The organism is Pseudomonas sp. P9_35, from assembly GCF_034008205.1.
In the GTDB taxonomy this organism is placed as follows: domain Bacteria; phylum Pseudomonadota; class Gammaproteobacteria; order Pseudomonadales; family Pseudomonadaceae; genus Aquipseudomonas; species Aquipseudomonas kilonensis.
Genome location: NZ_CP125373.1, coordinates 4,497,683 through 4,524,002, shown reverse-complemented (window position 1 = coordinate 4,524,002; position 26,320 = coordinate 4,497,683). Strand labels below are relative to the sequence as shown.

At 63.6% G+C, this 26,320-nt stretch carries 18 protein-coding genes and 1 pseudogene; 10 read left to right on the top strand and 9 right to left on the bottom strand.

Going from position 1 to position 26,320, the window contains the following annotated elements; translation table 11 throughout:
- Position 1: 1 nt before the first annotated feature.
- From QMK47_RS19890 to pvdM, 4 genes are all read right to left on the bottom strand, one after another.
- Positions 2–1,660, bottom strand: coding sequence for a cyclic peptide export ABC transporter (locus QMK47_RS19890; protein WP_320389198.1), 1,659 nt, complete (start codon positions 1,658–1,660; stop codon positions 2–4).
- A gap of 281 nt (positions 1,661–1,941) precedes the next feature.
- Positions 1,942–2,817, bottom strand: coding sequence for a formylglycine-generating enzyme family protein (locus QMK47_RS19885; RefSeq protein WP_320389197.1), 876 nt, complete (start codon positions 2,815–2,817; stop codon positions 1,942–1,944).
- 23 nt (positions 2,818–2,840) lie between these two features.
- Positions 2,841–4,121 carry an aminotransferase class V-fold PLP-dependent enzyme gene (locus QMK47_RS19880; protein ID WP_320389196.1) on the bottom strand — a complete coding sequence of 427 codons (1,281 nt, stop codon included), beginning with the start codon at positions 4,119–4,121 and terminating at the stop codon, positions 2,841–2,843.
- Entirely contained in the window at positions 4,118–5,488 is a 1,371-nt protein-coding gene (pvdM, locus tag QMK47_RS19875; RefSeq protein WP_320389195.1) for a pyoverdine-tailoring dipeptidase-like protein PvdM, read from the bottom strand. The genes QMK47_RS19880 and pvdM overlap by 4 nt, the downstream gene beginning before the upstream one ends.
- 405 nt (positions 5,489–5,893) lie before the next feature.
- Between pvdM and QMK47_RS19870 the strand changes: the two genes are divergently transcribed.
- Entirely contained in the window at positions 5,894–7,510 is a 1,617-nt protein-coding gene (locus QMK47_RS19870; protein WP_320389194.1) for a PvdJ/PvdD/PvdP-like protein, read from the top strand.
- A gap of 424 nt (positions 7,511–7,934) precedes the next feature.
- Here the strand turns inward: QMK47_RS19870 and QMK47_RS19865 are convergent.
- The 4 genes and pseudogenes from QMK47_RS19865 to QMK47_RS19850 all read right to left on the bottom strand — a co-directional run.
- Positions 7,935–8,081: pseudogene (locus QMK47_RS19865) on the bottom strand (DUF6124 family protein); the annotation flags it as partial.
- A 494-nt stretch (positions 8,082–8,575) separates the two neighbouring features.
- Positions 8,576–9,970: an efflux transporter outer membrane subunit gene (locus tag QMK47_RS19860; RefSeq protein ID WP_320389193.1), complete on the bottom strand. Its 1,395-nt coding sequence runs from the start codon at positions 9,968–9,970 to the stop codon at positions 8,576–8,578.
- Positions 9,971–9,980: 10 nt separating this feature from the next.
- Positions 9,981–11,951 (bottom strand): MacB family efflux pump subunit, encoded by a 1,971-nt coding sequence (locus tag QMK47_RS19855; protein ID WP_320389192.1) that lies wholly within the window; start codon positions 11,949–11,951, stop codon positions 9,981–9,983.
- Positions 11,952–13,100, bottom strand: coding sequence for an efflux RND transporter periplasmic adaptor subunit (locus tag QMK47_RS19850; protein WP_320389191.1), 1,149 nt, complete (start codon positions 13,098–13,100; stop codon positions 11,952–11,954).
- A 427-nt stretch (positions 13,101–13,527) separates the two neighbouring features.
- Between QMK47_RS19850 and QMK47_RS19845 the strand changes: the two genes are divergently transcribed.
- The 8 genes from QMK47_RS19845 to QMK47_RS19810 all read left to right on the top strand — a co-directional run bounded on the left by QMK47_RS19845 (position 13,528) and on the right by QMK47_RS19810 (position 23,929).
- Positions 13,528–14,010 (top strand): sigma-70 family RNA polymerase sigma factor, encoded by a 483-nt coding sequence (locus QMK47_RS19845; protein WP_309475791.1) that lies wholly within the window; start codon positions 13,528–13,530, stop codon positions 14,008–14,010.
- Positions 14,011–14,155: 145 nt separating this feature from the next.
- Positions 14,156–15,490: a lysine N(6)-hydroxylase/L-ornithine N(5)-oxygenase family protein gene (locus QMK47_RS19840; protein ID WP_320389190.1), complete on the top strand. Its 1,335-nt coding sequence runs from the start codon at positions 14,156–14,158 to the stop codon at positions 15,488–15,490.
- 310 nt (positions 15,491–15,800) lie between these two features.
- Positions 15,801–19,013, top strand: a complete 3,213-nt coding sequence (locus tag QMK47_RS19835; protein ID WP_320389189.1) for a transporter substrate-binding domain-containing protein — start codon at positions 15,801–15,803, stop codon at positions 19,011–19,013.
- Positions 19,014–19,282: 269 nt separating this feature from the next.
- A complete protein-coding gene (locus tag QMK47_RS19830; protein WP_320389188.1) occupies positions 19,283–19,717 on the top strand; it encodes a response regulator in 435 nt (144 codons plus the stop codon).
- A 75-nt stretch (positions 19,718–19,792) separates the two neighbouring features.
- Positions 19,793–20,446: a response regulator transcription factor gene (locus QMK47_RS19825; RefSeq protein ID WP_253478614.1), complete on the top strand. Its 654-nt coding sequence runs from the start codon at positions 19,793–19,795 to the stop codon at positions 20,444–20,446.
- 222 nt (positions 20,447–20,668) lie between these two features.
- Entirely contained in the window at positions 20,669–21,535 is an 867-nt protein-coding gene (locus tag QMK47_RS19820) for a pirin family protein (RefSeq protein WP_018602869.1), read from the top strand.
- 196 nt (positions 21,536–21,731) lie between these two features.
- The gene (locus QMK47_RS19815) at positions 21,732–23,174 is read left to right on the top strand and encodes a mechanosensitive ion channel family protein (RefSeq protein ID WP_253476621.1); all 1,443 of its coding nucleotides are present in this window, start codon (positions 21,732–21,734) and stop codon (positions 23,172–23,174) included.
- A 314-nt stretch (positions 23,175–23,488) separates the two neighbouring features.
- On the top strand, positions 23,489–23,929 hold the full coding sequence (locus QMK47_RS19810; protein WP_320389187.1) for a carboxymuconolactone decarboxylase family protein: 441 nt from the start codon (positions 23,489–23,491) through the stop codon (positions 23,927–23,929).
- Positions 23,930–23,986: 57 nt separating this feature from the next.
- On the opposite strand, the gene QMK47_RS19805 is transcribed toward QMK47_RS19810, so the two are convergent.
- Positions 23,987–25,138: an MFS transporter gene (locus tag QMK47_RS19805; RefSeq protein ID WP_320389186.1), complete on the bottom strand. Its 1,152-nt coding sequence runs from the start codon at positions 25,136–25,138 to the stop codon at positions 23,987–23,989.
- A gap of 182 nt (positions 25,139–25,320) precedes the next feature.
- Here QMK47_RS19805 and QMK47_RS19800 point away from each other — a divergent pair, with 182 nt between their 5' ends.
- Complete coding sequence (locus QMK47_RS19800; protein ID WP_320389185.1) at positions 25,321–26,313, top strand: diaminopimelate epimerase; 993 nt, start codon at positions 25,321–25,323, stop codon at positions 26,311–26,313.
- The last annotated feature ends 7 nt before the right edge of the window (positions 26,314–26,320 follow it).

Genomic DNA, 26,320 nt, shown 5'->3' with positions numbered 1-26,320 from the left:
TTCAGGCAAAAGCCGCCGCAGATTTTTCACTGACCACCTGACCGGCCTGCATGCGGACCAGTTGATCGGCGATGTCGAAATAGCGGTCGTCATGGGAGATGACAATGATGGTTTTGCCCAGCGCCTTCAGTTCCGGCAGCAGTTCGGTATAGAACACGCGCCGGAACACCGGATCCTGGTCGGCGGCCCATTCGTCGAACACCAGCACTGGGCGCTCCTCAAGCCAGGCGTTGAGCAAAGCCAGGCGTTTGCGTTGGCCGGTGGAGAGGTCGGTGGTGCTGAAGGCGCCGTCCTGAATACTGACCTTATGAGCGATTTCCAGGCGTTCCAGGTAGCGGTTGGCGTCTTTGGGCACCTGCTGGTCGCCCTGGACCAGCTCGTCGAACAGGTAGTAGTCGGCAAAAATCGTCGTGAACAACTGGCGATAATCGTCCCGTTGAGCGGCCCCTACCGGCGCGCCGTCGAGGAGGATTTGGCCGCCCTGGGGGAAGTAGAGGCCCAGCAGCAGCTTGATCAGCGTGGTCTTGCCGCCACCGTTTTCACCGACGATGAACACGATGTCACCCTGGGCGATGGACAGGTTGACCGGTCCCAGGGCGAAGGGTTGGCTGCCTTCGACCACGGGGAAGGCGTAGTGCACATCGCGCAACTCAAGGTGCTGGATCGTTGGTTTGCACAGGTGCTTGTCGTTGAGCAGCAGATGCGGCTCCGGTGAGGAAAACTGCTCGGCCAGTTCGGCGATGCGCTTGAACGCAACGTTCGCCCGGCTGATCACCGGCAACGTCATCACCAGGTATTCCAGCGGGCCCTTCATGTACAACAGCACCAGCACGAAACCGCTGAGCACCACCCGGTCCGTGCCCAGCCACAGCGATTGCAGGGCCAGGACCAGGCCGATGACCACAAAAAACAGCATCGAGCCGAACGTCTTGGCCACCACGAATGTATTGACCGAGCGGATGTTGGTGTCGCAGATGTAATCGGCGGTCGCTTCGATGCGCTGGCTGAACATGCGCTGGCGGCGTGGGCGATGAATGCGCAATTCCTTGGCCCCGGCAGCGATAGCGCCGTAGTGTTTCTGCAGCGCGTCTTCGGCCTCCCGGGCGTCTTCGAAACCCCTGATGCCACGGGCGCGAGCCAGGTATTGCACGACCGTGCCGATGACCAGTGCCACCAGCAGCAGCAAAAACATCGGCACTGACAGGTAGGCCAGGTAGCCCAGGCAACCGAGGGTGACCGTGAAGGCGATGGCCAGTGGCGCGAAGGAAAACGCGAAGTCGCTGACGGTGTTGACGTCGTGGGTCAGTACCGGGATGAGCCGATGGCTGCGATAGCGTTCGATCTGCTCGATGGGGGCCAGCAAGACTTTCTTGCCCAGGGATTTACGCAGCTCGGCGATGATGTTCTGGCCGACATGGTTGGTGCCGATGTCTGAAAGAATCGAGGTCAGCAGCGCTGCCGCGCAAAGCCCCGCGAACGTCGCCAGCATCTGGAACGTGGGCGTTGTGGCGGCGTTCAGGGCGTCGTTGATGGTTGCCAGCAGGGCAGTGATGCTCAGGCCGCCCAACATGCCCAAGAGGATGGAGCCCACGACAATCAGCCGGAAGGGTTTGAGCAGGGTGAACAATTCAGTGATCACCCCGCGTTTTGGTTGGCTCATGGAGGTTTCCCTGCTAGATGAAAAAGGGCGAAGGCCATCGCGGGCGTTCACCGCATGGGCTGGAGGACGGCGGCACGCCGGTTGGGGCGCGCCCACCTGTAGAACGATTGGAGGGGAAGGGGATTTAGCGAGGAGCCGCCTGACACACATTATTGTGGCGAGGGAGCTTGCTCCCGCTGGGCTGCGCAGCGGCCCCTGGATTTTGCGGTCGCTGCGCAACCGAGCGGGAGCAAGCTCCCTCGCCACAAAAGCCGGCCTTCAAGTGCATCGGCGAGGCGTCTTCACATATCCCGCGCCACCCGAAAACCGATCCAGTCGCCGCGATCGCCGGGCACCAGCGCGTTGCGGTTGCCGGAGCGGGAGAACACCGGCGCCTCGCCCCAATCATTGCCACGGATGCGTTTGAATTCGCACTTGCCGGTCAGCCACGCGCTGTCGTCGCTCGGGGCGCCCACATAGTTTTCGTTGTAGCAATCGGCGGTCCATTCGTAGATGTTGCCGTGCATGTCATACACGCCGAAGGCGTTGGGCGCGAAGCTGCCGGCCGGGGCGGTGAAGTTGTAGCCGTCGGCCGCGCCGTAGGTGTTGGCGTGCTGGGCGATGCTGTACTCCTTGCCTTCATCGAACGGGAAGGGGAACGGGCCGGTGCTGCCGCCGCGTGCCGCGTACTCGCGCAGGGACTCGCTGACCAGCCGGTAGTGTTTGCCGGTTTTTTTCGACAGCCACGCGACGTAGGCATTGGCCTCGGCGAAATCCATGCACACCGCCGGGTGCCGGTCGGTGTATTGCTTGCGAGGGTCGCTGCCCTGGTAATCCGGAATGCCGGCCTTGCAGGCGCGGCCGGGGCGCTCATCGCCGTCGGGCATCGTGTAGCCGGTGTCGCGCAGGTAGGCGAACCATTCGCCCTTGAGCACCTGGAAGCGACTGATCGCCAGCGGTTTGGCGAACGTCACCGGGTGCATCGGGCCTTCGTCGGGCTCGCGGCCTACTTCGTCTTCCGGGGTGCCCATCTGGAAGGTGCCGGTGGGCAGCACGACCATTTCCGGGCAGTCCTTGCAGTCACGAAAGACCTGGCCCGCTTGCGAGGCCTGGGCGCCGGAGGGCAGCAGGGCGGCGACGGCCAGTGCCGGGAATAGCTTCAACAAAAAACTGTTCATCCATCTCTCTCGATAAGTCAGGTTCAGAGTGTCTTGCCCAGCAAGCCCATGAAGCGATCGATCTCGGCTTCGGTGTTGAGCAGCCCCGGCGCGGTGCGGACCACCGGCCCCGCATCGCGATGCACGGCGTCGGCGATTACGCGGTTCTTCATCAGGTAGGCGGCGACTTCGTCGCTGTCGCGGCCCTTGACTCGGAAGAAGGTGAAACCGGCGGACAGGTCGGGGCTCAGCGGGGTGACCAGTTCGATCTGCGGCTGTGCCACCAGCTGTTTTTTCAAATAGCTGTTGAGGGCATGGATGCGCGCCTGCACCTCGGCCTTGCCCAGTTGCAGGTGCAACTTGAACGCCTCGTCCGCCGCCCAGCGATGCTCGAAGGCGTGGTAGCCACCCGGCGTCATGGTGGTGGAAAACGCCGTGGCCTCAGAGAACGTTGGAATGATCGGCGTGACGTACTTGAGCTCTTCGCTGCGGCTGCACACCAGGCCGGTGCCGCGCGGGCCGAACATCCACTTGTGGGTGCCGGCGATGAAAAAGTCGCAATTCATGGCGGGGAAGCTGAGGTCTTCGACGCCGAAACCGTGCACGCCGTCCACCACGTAGATGATCCGCTGTTCATCGCTGCGGCCCTGGTTGTGCTTGTCCACCAGGGCGCCGATCTTGTCGATCGGCAGTTTCACACCGCTGCCCGAGTGCACCCAGGTCATGCCCAGCACCCGGGTTTCGGGGCGGATGTTGCGGTCGATGGCTGTGAGGATCTGTTCGTGGCTGGCGTCGTGAGCGTTGTCGAACAGCTTGATCTTGCGCACCCGTGTGCCAGTCCGTTGGGTGCGCAGGTCGAGAATGGTGTGGGTGGCGTAGTGTTCGTGGACGGTGGTGAGGATTTCCTGGTCGGCCGCCACGTGGACGCCGCCGTAGATGATCGACAGGCCTTCGGTGGTGCTGCCGGTGAGGGCGATCTGTTTCGGGCTCGCTTGCAGGTAGCGGCCGGCCCAGCTGCGGACGTTTTCCTCGCGTTCTTCGGTTACGCCCAGGTCCCAGTCCATCAACAGCCCCGGGTTTTTATCCAGGGCGGCGCGGTGCCGGTCGATGGCCTCGCGCACCGGGCGCGGGTGGGTGGTGACCAGGAAATTGGAGAAGTGCAGATAGTCCGGGTCCTGGTTGAACAGCGAGCGCAACTGCGCCCATTTGTCCTTCGGCAGCGGTGGCAGTGGATCGGCGCTGGCCGTGACGGGCAGGCTGGCAGCGAGCGGCAGGCCGGCGGCGAGGATCCCGGCCTGCTTCAGGAAGGTGCGACGCTCGTTCATGGCTGGACGGCCTTCTGGGTCGACGCGAGGGCGGGGCGGGCGGCTTTCTGGACCTGGTCCCAGACCCGCAGGAAATTGCCGCCCCACAGTTTGGCGATGTCGGCTTCGGAGTAGCCGCGGGTCAGCAGTTCGGCGGTGACGTTGCGGATGTCGCCGACGTTCTCCCAGCCCTTCACACCGCCGCCTTCGTTGAAGTCCGAGCTGATGCCGACGTGGTCGATGCCGATCTTGCGCACGGTGTAGTCGATGGCATCGCCCAGGTCCTTGAGGCTGGCCTTGGGTTCTTCTTCGAGGATGCCGTAGAGCTGGCCGGCGTATTCGCCGAATTTCTGTTCCGGCCAGGCGGCGATGATCGGGTCGCCGGGCATCAGCGCCATCGCCAGGTTGGGCAGCGGCGGCAGGTCGAAGCGTTCGCGCAGGGCGTTGAGCTTGTCCTGGGTCTTTTGCGTCAGCGGCCGCAGGTATTGGGAGAAACCGACGATCTGCACCACGCCGCCGCTGGCCTTGATCAGTTGCATTTCCTTGTCGCTGAGGTTGCGTGGAATGTCGACCATCGCCCGTGGCGCCGAATGGGACGCCACCAGCGGCGTGCGGCTCAATTGCGCGACTTGTTCCAGGGCCGGGGTCGACATTTGCGACACGTCGATGATCACGCCCAGGTCGTTCAGGCGCGTCACCGCTTGCTTGCCGATGTCCGACAGGCCGCCGAGGGCGTCGGGCGAATCGTTGAAGAACGGCAGCGGACGGGAGGAGTCGGCCCAGTCGTTGTTGCCGATGTAGCTGAAGCCGAACATGCGCATGCCTCGCGCGGTCCACAGGTCCAGCAGGCTCAGGTCATGGCCGAGGGGATAGGCGTTGAGCATACTGATGAAGATCGCGAACTTGCCTTCGCCGTGCAGGCGGCGGAAATCATCCGGGGTGTAGGCGATGGCGACCTGGTTGGGAAAGTCCCGGACCAGGCCGGTGATGATTTTGTAGCGCACCTCCTGCTGGTTGCGCGCTTCCTCGACGAAGCCGGCGGTGGGCTTGTGCGGCGCGTTGGGGCCGTTCCACAACTCCGGCCAGCCAAACACCGTCAGGGCCGCGCCGGACAGCTGCCCGCGGTTGGCTTTCACCAGGTCGAACTGGCCGCTGCCGTCCTTGTCGGCTTCATTGCCGGCGGTGCCGAAATCCAGCGGCACGGTGATGTGGCTGTCGAAGGACAGCAGGCGTTCGTGCAGCTCCCTGGCTTCGTTCATGACTTTGACCGGGTAGCCGGGGTTATCCCGCCACCAGTGGTCCCAAGCCGCGACGCCCGCACCCACGGTCAACGCCAGGGCCAGGGGCAGGCCGATGAAAAGAGCCTTTTTCGAACGTGGTGTTGTCATTGCCGATCTCAGTCAGGTTCGCCTTGGAAGGACAGGCGCGGGGGCCTTTGCTATCTGGGGAGAACGAGTGATCGGCGGGGAAATTTAGGTGTTCTCGGGGCCGCCATCGCGAGCAAGCTCGCTCCCACAGGGGACCGCATCCAATTCCACTGTGGGAGCAAAGCTTGCTCGCGAGGCGACCTTGCAGTTGACCTGTTTCTCCTGAATGTACCCAGCCCCCCTATGGGAGCGAGCTTGCTCGCGATAGCGGCCTTGAAACCCACCCATCTCTTGCGAATGACTCAGATCCATTGTGGGAGCGAGCCTGCTCGCGATGAGGCCCTCACAACTGCCTATAAATTTGTCAGCCCACCCATCGTTCTAGCTTGGATAAAGCCCGCTCCAGGGCTGGACACAGGTAAGGCAATGACGATTTCTCGACGATGGTTCATGGCAGGCCTGGCGCTGACCGGTGCCGCCGTGCCTGCGGTGTATTACGGGCATCGCGAACTGACCCGGCCGGACCCGACCATCACCCCCGGCGAGGCCTCGTTCGACGTGGCTGACGTAGCGGGCCAGCGCCGCGCCGATACGTTGCGGGGCATCTGGACGCTCCGTTTCACCGGCCGTGACGCCGGTCTCGAAGGCTTGCCGCGGGACGATTTGCAACTATTCCTCGATATCGGCCACAGGGGCCGTGGCCTGGTGGGCTACCTCGACACCGCCGAACGCTTGCGTGGCGCCGAAGAGCCGCGTTACCGAGTGTTGGGCGACCTGGCCGGCACCGACCCGAAGCAACTGAGTTGGCGGCTGATGAGTGCTCGCCAGGACGCGCCGGACTATGAATGCATCATGACCCTGGACGAAGTCTGGGCCGGCTTCGGCAATGCCGGCAGCGCCACCCTCAGCGGTCGGGTGTTGCGCCTGGACCGTCCCATGGCGCTGCCTGAACAGGACAATCATTTCATCGCCCTCAAGCAACGCTTCCCCGAGGCCCGGGAGCGCACGCCGCTGAGCCCGCCGTTGCTGGCCTGGCTGGTGTCGCCCGAGCATCGGCTGTTCCACCAGCTCTGGCATGCCACGCGGGACAAATGGCACACCCTGGACGAGGACAAGCGCAATGCCCTGCGCGGCATCGGCTGGCAGCCCGGCCCACGGGACCAGGAGCGTGATGCCCGCGGCCCGCGCAAGGATCGCAATGGCTCGGGCGTGGACTTCTTTTTCATGCACCGGCACATGCTCGGCACGGCCCGTTCGTTCCAGCCGCTGCCGTCGTGGCCGCGCTTCCCCTTACCGCAACCGGAGCTGGAACGTGATCGCCTTGGGTTCGCCCGCTACCTCGATAACCACGATGGCACGGCCTTGCCGCCGACCTGGCTGGCCGATGGCGACGCGCAGTATGCCCAGTGGGTCAGCGACATCAAGACCGCCGAGACCTACCACAGCAATTTCCAGGTCTGGGAATCGCGTTACCGCGACCCGCGCTACCTGGCGAAACTGACCTTGGGCCAGTTCGGTTCGGAAGTGGAATTGGGCCTGCACGACTGGTTGCACATGCGCTGGGCCTCGGTGCCGCGTGACCCTTCCAACGGTCACCCGGTGCCGTTCGCCCGCGACCCGGACGACTTCGCCCAGCGCTGGTTCGCCGCGGAAAACGACTTCCTCGGTGATCCGTTTTCCTCCCACGTGAGCCCGGTGTTCTGGGCCTTCCACGGCTGGATCGACGACCGCCTCGAAGACTGGTTCCGCGCCCACGAGCGTTTCCATCCGGGCGAAGTGAGCCGGCTCGACGTCAACGGCGTGCCCTGGTACGCCCCGGGCCGTTGGGTCGAAATCGCCGATCCCTGGCTGGGCCCGGACACCCACGGTTGCAGCACCACGCCGGGGTTGCAGGTTGGACGTTCGGTGGAGATGGACCCGGAAACCATGAAACTGGCCCTGCGCATCACCTTCGGCAGCGATGACAAAAAGCTCTCCGACCTGTTCCGCCGCGTGCCGCAACGGCCGTGGTATGCGCGTAATCTAAAATCCAAACCGGTGTGAACCCTGGCCCGAACTGACCGAACCTGGGCTGTGTAAAAGACTGCTTTTGTGGTGAGGGAGCTTGCTCCCGCTGGGCTGCGAAGCGGCCCCAATGGCCAGCACCTCAGTGGGTCAGATATTACTGATCGTTCCCACGCTCTGCGTGGGAATGCAGCCAGGGACGCTCCGCGTCCCAAAGGGCCGAACGCAGAGCGTCCGTAGAGGCATTCCCACGCGGAGCGTGGGAACGATCGAACCTGGGCTATATGGATGGCTGCTTTTGTGGCGAGGACGCTTGCTGCCGCTGGGCTGCACCCTGTAGGAGCTGCCGGATGCTGCGATCTTTTGATCTTTCGCTTGGGATTCAAGCGTCAGGGGAAAGATCGCAGCCTCGTTGCACTCGTCAGCTCCTACGGGACGTAGCCCAGCACAATGACTCGGGCGCTTATCGCGGCGCGGCGATGTCCAGGGCGCGGTTCGCCAGCAGCTCACTCAGCTCGACCATCTGCTGGATCCCCAGGGCAAAACTCCGTCGCGCGCCTTCCAAATCAAAGGCCAGTTCGTTGGCCATGGCATTGACCGAGGCGAGGGCGCGGTCGGCGGCTTCGTTGAGTTTTTTGGACTCGTCACCCTCGCTACCAAACGATTGGGTGGCGGCCGTACGCGGGTTGGTAGACCGGAGCACTAGGAACCCGGCGCGCCCGAAGACGCCCTGCGCACGGCCACCATGACACAGGCGCGAGAGAGCATCTGTAGAAGGTGGCGCTTGCGCCTAGTTGACTCGCGGGCTACCAAACCCGATCGCTGAAATCAGCGACCTGGGAACAGTAAAAGCCACAAGCCAAGCGCACAAGCCGGCGGATTCTGGCGTAGTTGTAGGCAATGACGCAAGGCAACGTAGCCTTGCTCGGGAGTCCTACATGGCCGGATAAACAGAGCCAAAGCCGAACACCATTACTGATCGTTCCCACGCTCCGCGTGGGAATGCAGCCGGGGACGCTCCGCGTCCCAGAGAGCCGAACGCAGAGCGTCCGTAGAGGCATTCCCACGCGGAGCGTGGGAACGATCGAAAGATGAGCCTGGGGCCTACATCACCCGCCAACCCCCACCCAGCGCCTTGTACAGCGCCACGCTCGCCTGCACCCGCGCCAATCGCAGTTGCACGTTCATGTCCTGGGCGGTGAAGAGGGTGCGTTGGGTTTCCAGTACGGTGAGCAGGTCTTCGGCGCCGGCCTGGTAGCGGCGTTGGGCGAGGTCGAAGGCGGTCTGGGCCTGGTGCAGTTCTTCGCTTTGCCATTGCCGTTGGCGGTCCAGGCCGTTGATGCCGTTCAGGGCTTTCTCGACGTCGGCGAAGCCGTTGATGATGGCGGCGCGGTACAGCTCGAGTAGTTCCTCCTGGCGCGCGGTGGCTCGGTCGCGTTCGGCGCTCAGGCGGCCGTTGTTGAAGATTGGCGCGGCCAAACCGGCGCTGAGGTTGTAGAAGTTGTTGCGCAGCAATTGGTCGGCGATGTCGGCCCCAGTGCCCAGGCTCAGGCCCAGGGTCACGCTGGGCAGCATGGCGGCGCGAGCGACGGTGATGTCGGCCTGGGCGGCGGCGAGGCGGGCTTCGGCGGCGGCGATGTCCGGGCGGCGGCTCAGCAATTGGCTGGGCACGCCAGCGTCGATGGCCGGCCAGTGCAGGCGGTCGAAACTGTCGTCGTCGAGCCTGACCGACTGCACCGGTTGCCCCAGCAGCGTCGCCAGGGTGATCAACGCTTCCCGGGCTTGTTGCTGCACCTGAGGCAAGCGGCGTTGCTGGGCCGCCACCAGGCTTTTTTGCTGGGACAGTTCCAGGGCTGTGGCACTGCCGGCGTCGTAGCGGGTCTGCACCAGGTCGAGCACGCGTTGGGCGTTGCCCAGGTTCTGTTCGGCGATGCGCTGTTGCTCGCGCAGGGACAAGGCCTGGGTGTAGCTGTTGGCGACGCCGCTGAGCAGGGTCAACTCCACCGTCGCGCGGTCGAACTGGCTGGCCGCCAACGTCTTCAGCACACTGTCCCGGGCCGCCCGTTTGCCGCCCCAGAAATCCAGCTCATAAGTGGCACTGAGGTTGGCGTCGTAGTAATCGATGGTGCGGTTGTTCCGATCCACATCCAGCTGGCTGTAGCCCTTGCCCCGTAGCAATTCCTGGCGATTGCCGTTGAGCCCGGCCCTGATCTCCGGCAGCAGCGGCGCGCCGGCAATGACGGCGCTGGCCTCGGCCTGGCGCACTCGGGCCATGGCCGCGGCCAGGTCGTGGCTGTCCAGGCGCGCCTGCTCGATCAAGCGGTTCAATTGCGGGCTGCCGAAGTGCGTCCACCATTGCTGGTTATCCGCCCGGGCGCTGGGTGTATCGAGGTTCTGCCAGGCCGGTGGCGGTTGGAGGCCGCTGTCCGGCGCCGACGCAGGGGTGGCGCAGGCCGCCAGCAACAGGCTGGCGGCCAGGAGGGTCAGGTGGACTTTCATAGCGTGGGGTTCATTCACTGGTAAGGGCCGCGACCGGGTCGAGGCGGGCGGCCTTGCGGGCCGGCATGAAACCGAAGACAACGCCGGTGACCAGCGCGCAACCGAAGGCGCCGAACACCGCCAACCATTCGAAGGCCACGGCGATCTTGCCCAGCAGCAACGCGCCGCCCACCAGCAGGGCCAGGCCGATACCGGTGACCCCACCGACCACCGAGAGCATCACCGCTTCGGTGAGAAACTGGCGCAGGATGTCGCGCTGGCGGGCGCCGGTGGCCATGCGGATGCCGATCTCGCGGGTCCGTTCACGCACGGTCATGAGCATAATGTTCATCACGCCGATGCCGCCCACCAGCAGCGAAATCGCCGCGATGGCGCCGAGCATCAGCGACAGCGTGCCCTGGGTGCGTGCTTCGGCCTGGATCATCGCGGCGTTGTTGGTCAGTTCGAAATCCTGCTTGCCGTCATGCAGGCGCAACAGCGTCCGCGAGACGGCTTGCTCGGCCTGTTGGACTTTGCCTGCGTCCTTGGCGGCAATCACCACGTACTCGGGATGGCGCGTGCCGAACAGCCGCACGCTGGCGGCAGAGTAGGGCACCGCGACGCGGTTGTCGGCGTCTGAGTCCCCGGAGCTGGCGCCTTTCTCGGCCAGTACGCCGACCACTTGGAACGGCACGTTCTCGATCAGGATGTAGCGACCGATGGGGTCGGCGACATCCTTGAGCAGTTTCTGTCGGACCCTGTGGCCGATCACCGCCACCGCCGCCGCGCTGCGCTCGTCGGCCTCGCTGAAGTAGCTGCCCTGGGCCACCGGCCAATTGAAGATGATCGGGAAATTGGTGTCGTTGCCGCCGACGTAGCTGGTGTGGTCGAGGTTGCCGAAACGCACGCTGGCCTCGGCACCGTTGACCGGCATGATTCGCTGCACCTCGGGCAACGCGGCGAGGGCGGCCAGGTCGTATTCGCTGATAATGCCCTTGGTAGCGCGCGGTGTGGGCGCGATGCCGTTGAGGTAGATGATGTTCGAGCCGAAGGCGCCCATCTGGGCCATGACCTGGCGCTTGCTGCCTTCGCCCACGGCCAGCATGACCACTACCGAGGCCACGCCGATGACGATGCCCAGTAGCGTCAGGGCGGTGCGAAAACGATTGATCCACATCACCCGCCACGCCGCCTGTACCGCGTCCACCAGCTCACCTTTCCAGGCGCCGTTGTGTTCGCTACCGGCACTCAGGCGCTGGCGCAGGTCCACGGCTTGCAGTGCCTTTGGATTGGCTTGCACGTCAGTTGGCAAAGAAGTGGCGCTGTCGCTGATGATCAGCCCGTCGCGGATCTCGATGATGCGCTTGGCCCGGGCCGCCACTTCGCGGTCGTGGGTGATCAGGATGACCACGTGGCCCTGGCTCGCCAGTTCGTCGAGCAAGGCCATGACCTCGATGCCGCTCTGGCTGTCGAGGGCGCCAGTGGGTTCGTCGGCGAGGATGATGTGGCCGCCGTTCATCAAGGCCCGGGCAATCGACACGCGTTGCTGCTGGCCGCCGGACAATTGATGGGGGCGGTTGCCGGTGCGGCTGGCCAGGCCCAGGCGGTCGAGCAGGGCGCTGGCCCGGGTATGGCGCTCGGCGGCCGAGGTGCCGGCGTAGATGGCCGGCATCTCGACGTTTTCCTGGGCGGTGCCGGAGGGGATCAGGTGATAGCCCTGGAACACGAAGCCGAACGCTTCGCGCCGCAGCCAGGCCAGCTCATCACTGCCCAGGCCGGCGACGTCTTCGCCGGCGAAACGGTACTCGCCGCTGGTGGGGCGGTCGAGGCAGCCGAGGATGTTCATCAAGGTCGATTTGCCGGAGCCGGACGCGCCGACAATCGCCAGGAATTCCCCGGCGTGAATGGCCAAGTCGATGCCGCGCAGCACCTCCACCCGAGGACTGTCGCCACCGCCGTAGGCCTTGCGAATGTCCCGCAGTTCGATCAGGGGCGTGTTCATTCAGCCTCCGCTGCCGGTGGCCGGGCCGATCAGCACCCGGTCGCCTTCGCTCAGGCCGTCGACAATCTCGGTACGCAGTCGATCGCTGACGCCAGTGCGAACGGTGCGTGGCTGGACATCGCCATTGTCGGCCAGCACCCGTACCTGGCCGGCGTCCTGCAAGGCGGCGATGGGCACGGTCAGCACGTCCTTGGCTTGGGCGGCGACGAAAAACACCTGGGCGGTCATGTCGGTCATCAGCGTGCGGTCGGCGTTGTCGACGTCGAGCAACACGGTGTAGAGCACCACCCGCTCGCTGCCGCTGCGACCGCCCGTGGGGCTGCCGCCCTGGCTGGCTTCCAGCGGGCGTGGCGGCACCGGGAGGATCTGGCGAACGGTGCTGCTCCAGCGTCGGCTGCCGCCGGCCAGGGTGGTGAAGTAAGCGGTCATGCCCGGTTTGACGTGGCCGATGTCGGCTTCCGAGACTTCGGCCCAGACGGTCATCGGCGACAGGCGCGCGATGCGCAGGATCAATGGGGTTTGCTGCTGGGCGTTGAGGGTCTGGCCTTCCCGGGCACCGACGGCGACCACGGTGCCGCTCATCGGCGCATAGATGCGCGTATAGCCCAATTCAGCCTCGTCACTGCGCAGGCTGGCCTGGGCCTGGCGGATCTGGGCCTGGAACATGTCGATGCGCGCCTGGGTCGCCCGCACTTCGGCCTGGGCAGTCTGCACGTCTTCCTCGCGGGTGGCACCGCCGGCCTTGAGCTGTTGCTGGCGGCGGGATTTCTGCTGCGCCAGGTCATGCTGGGCGCGCTGTTCCTGGAGCTGGGCCTTGAGGTTCTCGATTGAAAAACGCCCGGCGTCGAGCCGGGCTTTTTGCGTGGACGGGTCGATTTCCACCAGCAACTGGCCTTCGCGCACCTCGTCGCCGGCTTCCACATGAATCTTCTGGATCTGCCCGGACGCCTGGGCGCCGACGTCGACATAACGCCGTGGTTGCAGGGTGCCCAGGGCGGTGACGCTGTTTTCGATATCGCCACGGGTGACGGGCGCGGTGACCAGGGGCGCACGGCTTGGCGCCACCGCTTGCCACGCGGCGAAGGCCACGGCCGGAAGCAGGGCGAAGGTGAGAAGCCAGGCGCGTCGGGTAGGGCGGGGACGTTTCATGCAGGGTTCCGGCCGGTGATATCGGGCCCGTCCGAGGAAGGGCAGGGACGGGAGGCTGTCCTGGTAAACGAGCGTTCCGGGCGGGAATTTACTGCTGTGAAACACTTACTGTAGGAGCTGCCGAGCGAAGCGAGGCTGCGATCTTTTGATCTTTCGCTTTGAACTCAATTGGCAGCGGAAAGATCGCAGCCTCGCTTCGCTCGACAGCTCCTACAGAGTCCAGCGGGAGCAAGCTCCCTCGCCACAAAAGCGGCCCTGGCACCCCATTTATCTGAACGAATCAGTCCTGATACAAACCAAAGCTTTAAATCTATATGAGAATTACTATAAATTACGCGATCGAATCTGCCACTATCGTGCCATTGCCTGTCCCGGGCATGCCGAGTGGGCACAGGGATAGCGGTCGCAGCCATTGCGCATGGGAGTCATGTTGGAAAACTACTATCGCGAGCTGGTGTGTTTCCTGAACGCCAGGCTAGGCAACCGTCAGGCGGCCGAGGATGTGGTGCATGACGCCTATGTGCGGGTGCTGGAGCGTGCCAGCGACGTCCCCATCGAGCAACCGCGGGCGTTTCTCTACCGCACGGCGCTGAACCTGGTGATCGACGGGCATCGGCGCAATACCCTGCGCCAGGTCGAATCCCTGGAGGTGCTGGACAGCGAAGAGCGCTTCTTCACCCCGTCGCCCCATTCCAGCCTCGACCATGGCCAGCGCCTGGACATGCTCCAGCGTGCCTTGGCCGAGCTGCCACCGCTGTGCCGCGAGAGCTTCCTGCTGCGCAAGCTCGAAGGCTTGTCCCACCCGCAAATCGCCGAGCGCCTGGGCATTTCCCGGGCGCTGGTGGAAAAACACATCGTCAACGCCATGAAGCACTGCCGCGTTCGCGTGCGGCAGTGGGACGCGCATTAATCTGCCCACGCCGGTCGCCTCGCGGTAAATTTTTTTTCATTGTCCTCGTTCCTCTCAACACACGACTTGTTGGCCCCTTAAACGCTGGGCAGGTCACCCCAGGCTTTTTGCGCCCTGTTGAGGGCTTTTCCAGAGGACACTGGACATGACACAGGCAATTGCATCGCCCATCGTTCACGACTTGATCGGCATCGGTTTCGGCCCCTCGAACCTGGCGCTGGCCATCGCGCTGCAGGAGCGCGGGCCGGTCCAGGGTGAACTGGACGTGCTGTTCCTCGACAAGCAGGCCGACTACCGCTGGCACGGCAACACCCTGGTGACCCAGAGCGAGTTGCAGATTTCCTTCCTCAAGGACCTGGTGACCCTGCGCAACCCCACCAGCCCGTATTCGTTCGTCAATTACCTCAAGCACCACGGTCGCCTGGTGGATTTCATCAACCTCGGCACCTTCTACCCGTGCCGCATGGAGTACAACGACTACCTGCGCTGGGTGGCCGGGCATTTCACCGAGCAGAGTCGCTATGGCGAAGAAGTGCTGCGCATCGAGCCGGTGTTGCACAACCAGCAGGTCGAAGCGCTGCGGGTGATTTCCCGCGATGCCCAGGGCGAAGAGTTCGTCCGCACCACCCGTGCGCTGGTGGTCAGTGCCGGCGGTACGGCGCGCATCCCCGAGGCGTTCAAGGCCTTCAAGGATGACGCGCGGGTGTTCCACCATTCCCAGTACCTGGAACGCATGGCCGGCCAACCATGCGTGAAGGGCCAGCCGATGAACATCGCCATCATCGGCGGTGGGCAGAGCGCGGCGGAGGCTTTCATCGACCTCAACGACAGCTTCCCTTCGGTGCAGGTCGACATGATCCTGCGCGGCTCGGCCCTCAAGCCGGCGGATGACAGCCCATTCGTCAACGAAGTGTTCTCGCCGGAGTTCACCGACCTGGTGTTCCAGCAACCCCACAGCGAGCGCGAGCGCCTGGTCAACGAATACCACAACACCAACTATTCGGTGGTGGACATCGACCTGATCGAACGCATCTACGGGATTTTCTATCGCCAGAAAGTCTCTGGCATCGCCCGTCATGCGTTCCGCACCCTCACGACGGTGGAGAAGGCCACGGCCACCGCCACCGGCGTGGAACTGGCGGTGCGCAACAACGCCACGGGCGAATTGACTGTGCGCCGCTATGACGCCGTGGTGCTGGCCACCGGTTACGAACGGCAGATGCACCGCACCCTGCTGGAGCCGCTGGCGCAATACCTGGGAGATTTCGAGGTGGATCGCAACTACAAGCTGATCACCGACGAGCGCTGCAAGGCGGCGATCTACATGCAGGGCTTCTGCCAGGCCAGCCATGGCCTGAGCGACACCTTGCTGTCGATCCTGCCGGTGCGTGCCGATGAAATCGCCGGCTCGCTGTATGAACACGGAAACCATCGCGGGCAGGCGCGCCCGGTGCCTGATTTGCGGTTGGCCGCTGTGTAGGAGCTGTGTAGGAGCTGTCGAGCGAAGCGAGGCTGCGATCTTTCCCCAAACACTTGAGTCCCAAGTGAAAGATCAAAAGATCAAAAGATCGCAGCCTCGCTTCGCTCGACAGCTCCTACAAAACAACCGCAAGCCAGTCAGGAAATTCTTCAGAAATTTCCTACACTCACTCACAGCCTCCTGCTGTTTGAAAGGCTCGGTTCGCTGTTCCCTCGTATTGGCAGTCTGAACCCCTCAGCCGGTCCACCCTGACTGAACGTGCAGTCGGTGTGCGCCGGGCCGACTACGCCAAGCGAAACACCCTGACCAGATGATTTTGCTTTTACGCACAGGCCTGGTGGCGCTGTTGCTGGGCTCATTGAGTGTGGTGCCACCGGTGGACGCGGCCCCCGAGGCGCTGCAGGTGCTCGGGCGCTCCAATGTGAGCGATTATTCGGTGTCCCTGGACGATGCCGACTGGACCTGGCTGCGCCAAAAGGGCACGTTGCAGCTGGGTGCCTCGGCGCCGGACTACGCGCCGTTCAGCATCACTGGCAATGGTCGCGACTATGAAGGCCTGACCGCCGACTATGCGCAATTGCTCGGGCAACTCCTGCACGTCAAGGTGCAGGTCCAGCGCTACCCATCCCGTGCCGAATCGCTCCAGGCCCTGCGCGGCGGCGAGATCGATATGCTCGGCACCGCCAACGGCTTCGAAGCCGCCGATCCGGACCTGGCGATGTCCCAGGCCTATGCCGATGACCTGCCCACCCTCGTGGCCCGCATCGACGACAGCCAGGACTTGCCCAGCGACCTGGCGGGCAAGCGCGTGGCGATGCTGTATCACTACTTGCCGCCGGAGACGGTCGAGGCGTTTTATCCCGAGGCTTCCTTGCAGCTGTTCCCCTCGACCTTGAGCGCCATCGGCGCCGTGGCGTTTGGTCAGGCCGACGTTTATCTGGGGGATTCGATCAGTTCCAACTACCTGATCAGCAAGAATTACCTGAACAATATTCAACTGGCCGATTTCTCGCGCATGGAAGTGCAGCCGTTCGCCTTCGCGGTCAGCCGCGACAACGCGCGCCTCTTGCGCATTATCAACGCCGCGCTGCAAGCCATTCCCGCCAGCGAACACATGAGCATCCTGAGGCGCTGGAGTGCCGGCGGCGCGAGCATGCCGGGTCAGCAGGCGCTGCACTTCAGCGTCAAGGAGCAGCGCTGGCTGGATGCCCACCCACGGATCAAGGTCGCCGCCAACGAAAACTTCCTGCCGCTGACGTTCTTCGATGAGCAAGGCCATTTGCGCGGTATCGGCGCCGATGTGCTGGCGAGGATCAGCTTGCGCACCGGTTTGAAATTCGATGTGCAGCGTGGCGGTTCGGTTGACGATTTGATCGGGCAGGTCAAGAGCGGCAAGGCCGATGTCCTGGCGACCGCCATACCCAGTACCGAACTTGAAGACGAGTTGCGCTTTACCCGACCGTACCTGACGAATCCGTTCGTGCTGGTGGTGCCCGCTCGGGCCAAGGGCCCGCTAACCCTGGACCAGATGGCCGGCAAGCGCCTGGCGCTGGTGCGCGGCAACGTGTTGCGCGAGTTCCTGCTGGAGCAGTTCCCCCGCGTGCAGTTGGTGACGGCACAAAACACCGCCGACGCCATGGCCATGGTCGCCGCCGGCACGGCGGACGCTGCGGTCAATCCGCTGATCAGTGCCCGCTACATGATCTCCCGCCAGTACCGCGACAAGCTGCAGGTCACCAGTACCGTCGGCACCTTGCCCGCGCGCGTTGCGTTGGCAACGAACCGGGGCGCATTGGAGCTCTACTCGATTCTCGACAAGGCGCTGTTGAGCATTTCTCCCGAAGAGATGGACGAGTTGACCAACCGCTGGCGCAGCGAGGTGGTGATCGACGACAGTTACTGGCTGCGCAACCGCACCACGATTCTCCAGGGGTTCACCGTCGCTGCGCTGCTGTTGCTGGTGACCTTGGGCTGGGTCATTTACTTGCGGCGCCTGCTGGAGCAATTGCGCGTCGCCAAGGAAAGCGCCGACGACGCCAACCGGGCCAAGACCACCTTCGTGGCGACCATGAGCCATGAGATCCGCACACCGATGAACGCGGTGATCGGCCTGCTGGAACTGGCCCTGAAAAAAGCCGACCAAGGCATCGTGGACCGGTTCGCCATCGAGGTCGCGTCGGGGGCCGCCCATGGCATGCTGGACTTGATCGGCGACATCCTCGACATCGCCCGCATCGAGTCGGGCAAGCTGTCGCTGGTACCGCAACGGGCCAATCTGCGCGAATTGACCGAGTCGGTGGCGCGGATTTTCGAGGGCCTGGCCCGGCAGAAACACCTGCGCCTGCAACGGGCACTGGACGCCGAGGTCAATCGTGACGTGTTGATCGACCCGTTGCGCTTCAAGCAGATCGTCTCGAACCTGTTGAGCAACGCCATCAAGTTCACCGACCAGGGCGAGGTGCGCCTGAGTGTGCGCGGCGAGCCGGACATTGAACACGGGCGCCTGGGCATTTGCCTGCGAGTCGAGGACACCGGCTGCGGGATTTCGCCTGAGGACCAGCGCCGCCTGTTCAGCCCCTTTACCCAGGCCAGCCACACGACCCAGTCGGCGCGCAGCGGTTCCGGGCTGGGGCTGGTCATCAGCCGCACCTTGTGCGAAATGATGGGCGGCACCCTGACGTTGCGCAGCGTGGCGGGGGCGGGCACGCAGGTCGAGATCCTGCTGGACCTGCCCCTGCTCGATGCCTTGCCGACCGCGCCGCCTGTCGAGGCCGAGGCGCTGGTACCAGGCCGGGCGCTGAGTATCCTGGTGGTCGATGACTACCCGGCCAATCGCTTGCTGCTGTCCAAGCAACTGGGCTACCTGGGCCATCGTGTCCAGGAGGCACAGAACGGTGTCGAAGGTCTGCACGCCTGGCGCAACGAACACTTCGATGTGGTCATCACCGACTGCAACATGCCCTTGATGAGCGGCTACGAACTCGCGCGGGCCATTCGCGACGAAGAGCGTGCGCAAAACCTGTCGCCCGGGGTGATCCTGGGGTTCACGGCCAACGCCCAGCCTGAGGAAAAGGACCGCTGTGCCGAGGCCGGGATGGACGATTGCCTGTTCAAACCCCTCAGCCTTCGGGAGCTTAACGCGTGCCTGGCTTCGGTCACGCCGGACGTGGGGGCGCCTCAGCCCGACGATGAAATCGACTTGACTAGCCTGGAACAACTGACCGGAGGCGACACGACCGCCATCAGGGCACTGCTGGAGGAACTGGTCAGCAGCAATGCCGACGATCAAGCGCGACTGTTGCACCTGTCCAGTCGACAAGACTTGCCGGGCCTGGCGGACCTGGCGCACCGGATCAAGGGTGGGGCGCGGATCGTCCAGGCGCAACGCCTGATCGCCGCCTGCGAGGCGCTGGAAAGCGCTTGTCGGGGCGGCGATACGTTGCTGCTCGCCCAAGCCGTGGAAGATATTCGCCAAGCCATCGAGCACCTGGCGGAACAACTGAAGACCTACATGGAGGAGTAGGAGCTGTAGGAGCTGACGAGTGCAACGAGGCTGCGATCTTTCCCCAGACACTTGAGTCCCAAGCGAAAGATCAAAGATCAAAAGATCGCAGGCTTCGCCAGCTCCTACAAAAGCGTCGAGCGTAGGGTGAATTCCCTCGTCGCAGGGGCTTGGTCCGTCATCATTTTAGGAATAATCCTACATCGTCTTTCAAACGCTTCCTCTAGCCTGACGGCCCTTAATGTTCTGAGCCGGTTTCTACCTGGCGCGTTGCTATTGGAAAGCTTGCCATGCCGAACAAAGCACTCCGTATCCTGATTGCCGACCCACACCATGCTCATCGAATCGTGCTGGAGCGCCTGTTCAACCAACAGGGCTATTTCCGGATTGTCCCCGTGAGTCATGTGCAAGAGTTGCTGACGCTGGTGGAGTACGGCAGCGAGCCGTTCGACCTGATCGTCGTCAATGCCGGGCTGGCAAGCGGGGCGTTGGACTTGCACGATTTTGTTATCTATAACCCACAGGTTCGTCACGGGATGATTTACAACGCGCAACCGGCCAGCCTGTCGCCGGTGCCGGTCGCGCGCCGATCGAGCATGCACCTGAGCCAGGCACCACTGCCTGACCTTGCCTCCCTGCGGTGCCTGATGGAGCGGGTCGACCCTCAAGCCAGTGAGTCGCTGCAACCGTGGACGCGTGCCCTCAGGCAGGGCCATGGACGCTGAGGAAGACCGCTGGTCTGCACTGTCGGATCTGACAGGTGGCAGGGCCTGGCGCTTGTGCGAGAGTCCGGCGCAGTCATGGCGCCGGTGCCGTTTGTAATGACCTGGGGAGTTGCCTTGAAAGACGTGTTGATCGTGGATGACCACCCTGTCATACGAGGGGCGCTGCGGCTTATTTGCCAGAATGAGGCGTTCACCCACATCCGGGACGCCAGCGGCGCGGCCGATGCCAGGGCCCTCATCAAGGCGTGCGTGCCAGACCTGGTGATCCTCGACCTGGTGATGAACGGTTTCGATGGCCTGGACCTGCTGGTCTGGATCATGGCCCAGTTCCCTGAGTGCAGCGTGCTGGTGTTCACTTCCCAGGATGCGCAGCACTTCTGCAACCGCTGCATCTCGGCCGGGGCCCGGGGTTTTGTGACCAAGAAAAGCGATCTCAAGGAACTGACCAAGGCCATCCAGGCCTTGAAGTCCGGTTATGCCTATTTTCCACAGATGTCCGTCAGGCTGGATTTTCAGCAGCGCAGCGAACAGCAGGCGCTGGAAAGCCTCTCTACCCGTGAGCTGTCCATCCTGCGCATGCTGGCCATGGGCATGCGCGGCAAGGACATCGCCGAAAGCCTGTTCCTGAGCCCAAAAACCGTCAGCACCTACAAGACTCGCCTGTTGGAAAAGCTTGGCCTGCAATCCTTGGTGGGGCTGTCGGAGTTTGCCAAGCGCAATCACCTTTGAATGACACCAGAACCTGTGGGAGCGAGCTTGCTCGCGATAGCGGTCTGCCCGTCGATGCATCTTCGGCTGATACAGCGCTATCGCGAGCAAGCTCGCTCCCACAGGTTTTTCAGTCGTTCTCTAAATAGAACGCTAAAGCCGATTTTTGCAGTCTAGTGCTGCAAAGGTGTCGGTTCTAAGCTGTGTCCATTGAATCGCAGTACCTGATTTTGGAGACACAGCATGAAAAACATCATCGGCCTCTACACCAGCCCACGGCCCCATTGGGTTGGCGATGGCTTCCAGGTTCGCACGCTGTTTTCCTATGACAACCTGGGCAAGCACGTCAGCCCGTTCCTGCTGCTGGACCACGCCGCCCCGACTGAATTCACGCCCACCACCGAGCGTCGTGGTGTCGGCCAGCACCCGCATCGCGGTTTCGAAACCGTGACAATCGTCTACCAGGGCGAACTGGAGCACCGTGACTCCACCGGCAGCGGCGGCAAGATCGGTCCCGGCGACGTGCAATGGATGACCGCCGCGTCCGGCATCATCCACGAAGAGTTCCACTCCGAAGCCTTCGCCCGGCAGGGTGGGTTCATGGAGATGGTCCAGTTGTGGGTCAACCTGCCCGCCAAGGACAAGATGGCCCCGGCCGGCTACCAGACGATCCTCAAGGGCGACATTCCGAACATCGCCCTGAAGGACAACGCCGGCAGCCTGCGCCTGATCGCCGGGCGCTTCGAAGGGCAGCAAGGCCCCGCCAGGACCTTCACGCCTATCGATGTCTGGGACATTCGCTTGAATGCCGGGAAAAACCTCATTCTTGACCTGCACGAAGGTCACAACACCGCCTTGGTGGTATTGCGCGGCTCGGTCCAGGCCAATGGTCGCGAACGGGTCGAGGCCGGGCAGATGGCCCTGTTCGACCGGGCCGGCGACCAATTGAGCCTGCAAGCCAATAACGACGCGGTGGTGCTGCTGCTCAGTGGCGAGCCGATCGACGAACCCATCGTCGGCCATGGTCCGTTCGTGATGAACAGCGAGCAGGAAATCCACCAGGCCTTCAATGATTTCCACTCGGGGCGTTTTGGCCGGATGGACGATTGAGGCGAAACAACAGCCACGCTGAACCCATTGTGGGAGCGAGCTTGCTCGCGATAGCGGTAGGACATTCAATGATGGGTTGACTGTCAGACCGCCATCGCGAGCAAGCTCGCTCCCACAATGGGGATCTGCATGGGGATCTCTACAGAGTATTCATTCTGTGCCAATCTTCGCCAATCGCCTTCCTGGAGCTGTCCCGATGCTGTCTCTGATCTCCGAGCACCCGCTGCTCTGTTCCCTGGCGCTGCTGGTGCTCGACCTGTTGATGTGGCGCCTGGTCAGTGCGGATCGGATCTATTGGAAAGTCGGCGCAAGGCTGGTGATTTTTTCGCTGTTCAGCGTGCTGCTGTTCAACGAAGGCCTCAACCCCATGGAGCCGGCGCAGTGGGTTGACGATGTGCCGCGGCACCTGGCCGCGACCGGCCTGCAGATCGCCTGGTGGCTGTTCGCCGCGCGAACCCTGACGGTGCTGATCGGTGCGGCGATGATGCAACGGGTCGGCCATACCGGGCGGTTGCTGCAGGATTTGCTCGGCGCGGTGATTTTCCTGATCGCCGTCATCGCGGCAATGGCCTACGTGCTGGATTTGCCGGTCAAAGGCGTGTTGGCGACGTCCGGCGCGATGGCGATCATCGTCGGCTTGGCCTTGCAGAGCACCCTCAGCGACGTGTTCTCCGGGATCGTGCTCAACACCACCAAGCCTTATCAGCTTGATGACTGGATTTCCATCGACGGCACCGAAGGCCGGGTCACTGACATCGACTGGCGGGCCACGCGCTTGCAGACCGCCCAGGGCAGCATGGCGGTGATCCCCAACTCGCTGGCGGCAAAGGCCAAGGTCATCAACTTCAGTCGACCCAGCGACGTCCATGGCTTGTCCATCAGTATCCAGGTCAGCCCTCATGCGCGGCCACAAACCGTGATCGACGCGCTGGAGCGGGCGATGATCGGCTGTCGTTCCCTGCTCGCCAGCCCGCCCCCCTGCGTGACGCTTAAAAGCAGCGGCAGTGGCGGCGCGGAGTACGAGATCAGCGGGTTCGTTGCCTCCATGGCCCAGAAACGCACGGTGCGCAACCAGCTGTTCGACCTGGCGTTCCGGCATTTGCAGGCGTCGGGCGTGAGCCTGTTGTCCACCAGTGAAAGCGCGGTGCCGCAGGAGGTGTCGCGACCCCGGGCCCTGCTGGAAAGCTCGAACATTTTCTCTACCTTGCGCCAGGACGAGAAAGACACCTTCAGCCAGAACATGACCCTGCAGACCTTCCGTGCGGGTGATGTGATCCTGGCGGCCGGGGAGGTCAGCGATCATCTGTTCATCATCGAGTCCGGGGTGGTCAGCGTGAGCCTCATGCGCAACGGCCAGCCACTCGAGGGCGGGCGCATGGGGCCGGGGGAGGTGATCGGCGAAGCCGGGATCGTCGCCGAACAGGCAGCGCTGGCGAACTTTAACGCCAAGACCTTCTGCACCCTGTACCGCATCGAGAACAGCTACCTCAAGCCGTGCCTCGAGGCCCGTCGCGACATCAACGACGCGATGAAAAACCTGCTGGACGTGCGCATGCACCTGGCCCAGAACCTGACCCGCGAAGCCCCCAAGCCGATCGTCAAGAAGCGTTTTTTGCAATGGTTGCGCAGCCGGGCCTGACTGAAGTGCTCATGGCCCTGTGGCGAGGGAGCTTGCTCCCGCTGGGTCGTAGGAGCTGTCGAGTGCAACGAGGCTGCGATCTTTCCCCAGTCACTTGAGTCCCGAGCGAAAGATCAAAAGATCGCAGCCTTCGGCAGCTCCTACAGCGCAGCCGAGCGGGAGCAAGCTCCCTCGCCACAGAGAAGCCTCTCTCCCTTTGATAGGTTGTTCCCACCGCCTGCCATTGGCCACCCGAACTTCCCAACAATTGGCTATTTGTACCGCGCCACTGCACGGCTAACGTAGCGCCACACCCAATTGTTCTGGAGTTCACCATGCAACCGCGTACCGATTTCTACACCGCTTCCCCTGACGCTTTCAAAGCCATGCTGGCCCTGGAAACCGCCGTCTCGAAGCTGGGCCTGGAGAAGTCCCTGCTGGAGCTGGTCAAGCTGCGTTCCTCACAGATCAACGGCTGCGCCTTCTGCATCGACATGCACACCGCCGATGCCCGCAAGGATGGCGAGACCGAACGTCGCCTGTACGCCGTGACCGCCTGGCGTGAAGCGCCATTCTTCACCGGCCGCGAGCGCGCGGCCCTGGCCTGGACCGAAGCCCTGACCCGCCTGAGCGACACCCACGCGCCGGACGCCGACTATGCCTTGCTGAGCGAGCATTTCAGCCCCAAGGAAATGGTCGACCTGACCGTGGCGATCAACGCCATCAATGGTTGGAACCGCTTGGCGGTGGGCTTTCGCAAGATGCCTGAAGCGTAATCAGAAGAAAAAATACCTGTGGGGGCAAGCCTTGCTCCCACAAGGTCTGTAGAGAACTCAGACCTTCAACACCTTCCCACTGGCCGCCACCGCCACCAGCGATAGCGCAATCAACCCAAAGGCAATGCTCAAGCTGCTGCCATGGGCGACGAAGCCGATCAGCGCCGGGCCGGCAAGGATGCCGGCATAGCCGATGGTGGTGATGGCCGGCACAGCGATCGCTTCCGGCATCAGGGTCTGTTTGCCGACGGCGGTGTACAGCACCGGCACGATGTTCGAACACCCGGCGCCCACCAACGCATAGCCCAGTAGCGCGGCTTGCCACATCGGTGCGAGGGTCGCTAGCAGGAACCCGGCTGCCGCGATCGATCCGCCATAGATGATCACGCGTCTGGCCCCCAGGCGGTGCACCACTGAATCGCCGGTCAGCCGGCCGACCGTCATGGTCAGCGCGAAGGCGGCATAACCCAGCCCGGCATAGGCGGTATCCACTGCGCGTTCGGTGGTCAGGAACACGGCGCTCCAGTCGAGCACCGCGCCTTCGGCCAGGAACACGATAAAACACAGGATGCCGATAAACAGCACCACGCCGTGGGGAATGGCGAACGCCGGTCCGGAGCTCTCACTGCCGTAGGGCAGCAGGTGCGGCGCAGCCTTGAACAACGCCACCAGCAGCACCCCATTGACCACCAGCGTCGCCCCCAGCGGCGAAAGCCCCAGGCCAAGCAGGGCACTTACACCCGCCGCGCCAATGATCCCGCCGAGGCTGAACATGCCGTGGAAACCCGACATCATGGTCTTGCCGCTGGCCCGCTCGACGATCACCGCTTGCAGGTTCACGGTCGAGTCCACGGTGCCGAGCCCGGCGCCAAACAGGAACAAGGCGGCCACCAGCCAGGGCAGGGAGGTCATTGTCGCCAGCAACGGCAACGCCAGGCAGATCAGAATCGTGCCGCCGCTGAGCACCCGCCGGCAGCCGAAGCGCGTCGCCAGCGCACCGGAAATCGGCATCGCCAGGATCGACCCGACCCCCAGGCACAACAGCAGCAACCCGAGGGTGCCTTCATCCAGGTTCGCCCGCACCTTGGCGTACGGCACCAGCGGCGCCCAGGCGGCGATGCCGATGCCGGCGATGAGATAGGCGATGCGGGTGGACATCTGTTCCAGGCGTCCGGGGATAAAGGTGGGCGGGGGCGTAATGGCAGTCATGAAACGTCCTTGGCTGTCGTGCGGTGTGGTGCGGCGGGCAGGGGCCTATGCTTGCACATCCACTGACCGCACCGCGAGCCCAAGGTGCCGACGCGAATATCCGGGTCGCCAGCAGGCTTTGCTCCCCCAGCCTTTGCCGGCATAAAGTACTGCCCCTTGCTGGCTGATACCGGGTTTGGTCCATGACGCAGTTTTATGACGCACGCGGCAATATCTATGGAGTCGTTTCACCTCGACAGGTCCGTGACCAGGGCATTGATCTGCCACCGTCGGCTGCCGAGGCTGCACGCACACGCGAATCCTGGACAAAGGCTGCGGTGCAGGCCTTCTGCAGTCGGGCTCCGGGCGAAGCGCCGCCGGACGCCAAGGCCCATCGCAGTGACGGTCTGTTGATCGGCCCGTTCCAGAGCGAACCGCCTTTTGATCTGTTGATCGTCAACACCGACGGCACCCTGGCCGAGCGCAGCGGCAACGGCCTGACGATTTTCTCCCAGGCGTTGCAAGCGCAAGGCTTGATGCCGGGCGCGGGTGAGTGTGTGCTGCAGGTTAATCACGATAAACCCGACGGCTTGTCACCGCTGCACACCTCGGTTCGTGCCGCTGAATTCGACGGCGTCCAAGGTTTCTGGCTGGACCTGGGCAAACCGCTGTTCGGGCCCCAGGCTGTTGGCGCCCAGGAGGTCGAGAGCGTGCTGTTCAACCAGTGCGATGTCAGCCGTGTGGCGGCGCTTGAACGGTTGAACCCGGCGTGGGGCCACAGCCAGTTCGTGAGCCTCGGCAATCCTCATTGCGTGACGCTGGTGGCGGGTGTCGAGGCGTTGCCGGGCAATTCGCAGATGCGTGTTGCGGCGCTCTCGCAAAGCCTGACCCAAATTGCTTATGCGGCGCCCGGTGGGGCCGGTGTTCCGTGCCCGAGGGGGGTGAATCTGCAATGGGCCTGGCGCGAAGCCGAAGGGCGAATCGCGGCCCGGGTGTTTGAGCGGGGCGAGGGGCCCACGGCTTCCTCGGGCACCAGCGCCAGTGCCGTGGCCAGTGCCGCATGGCGGGTGGGTTGGGTGCAGGCGGGGGCGGTGAGTGTGGTGATGCCGGGGGGGACTGCGCCGATTTTGCTGGAAGAAGAGGCGGGTGAGTTGGTGCGGGTCAGGTTGTTTGGGACGGCGCGGTCTGTGCCGTAGAGCTTTC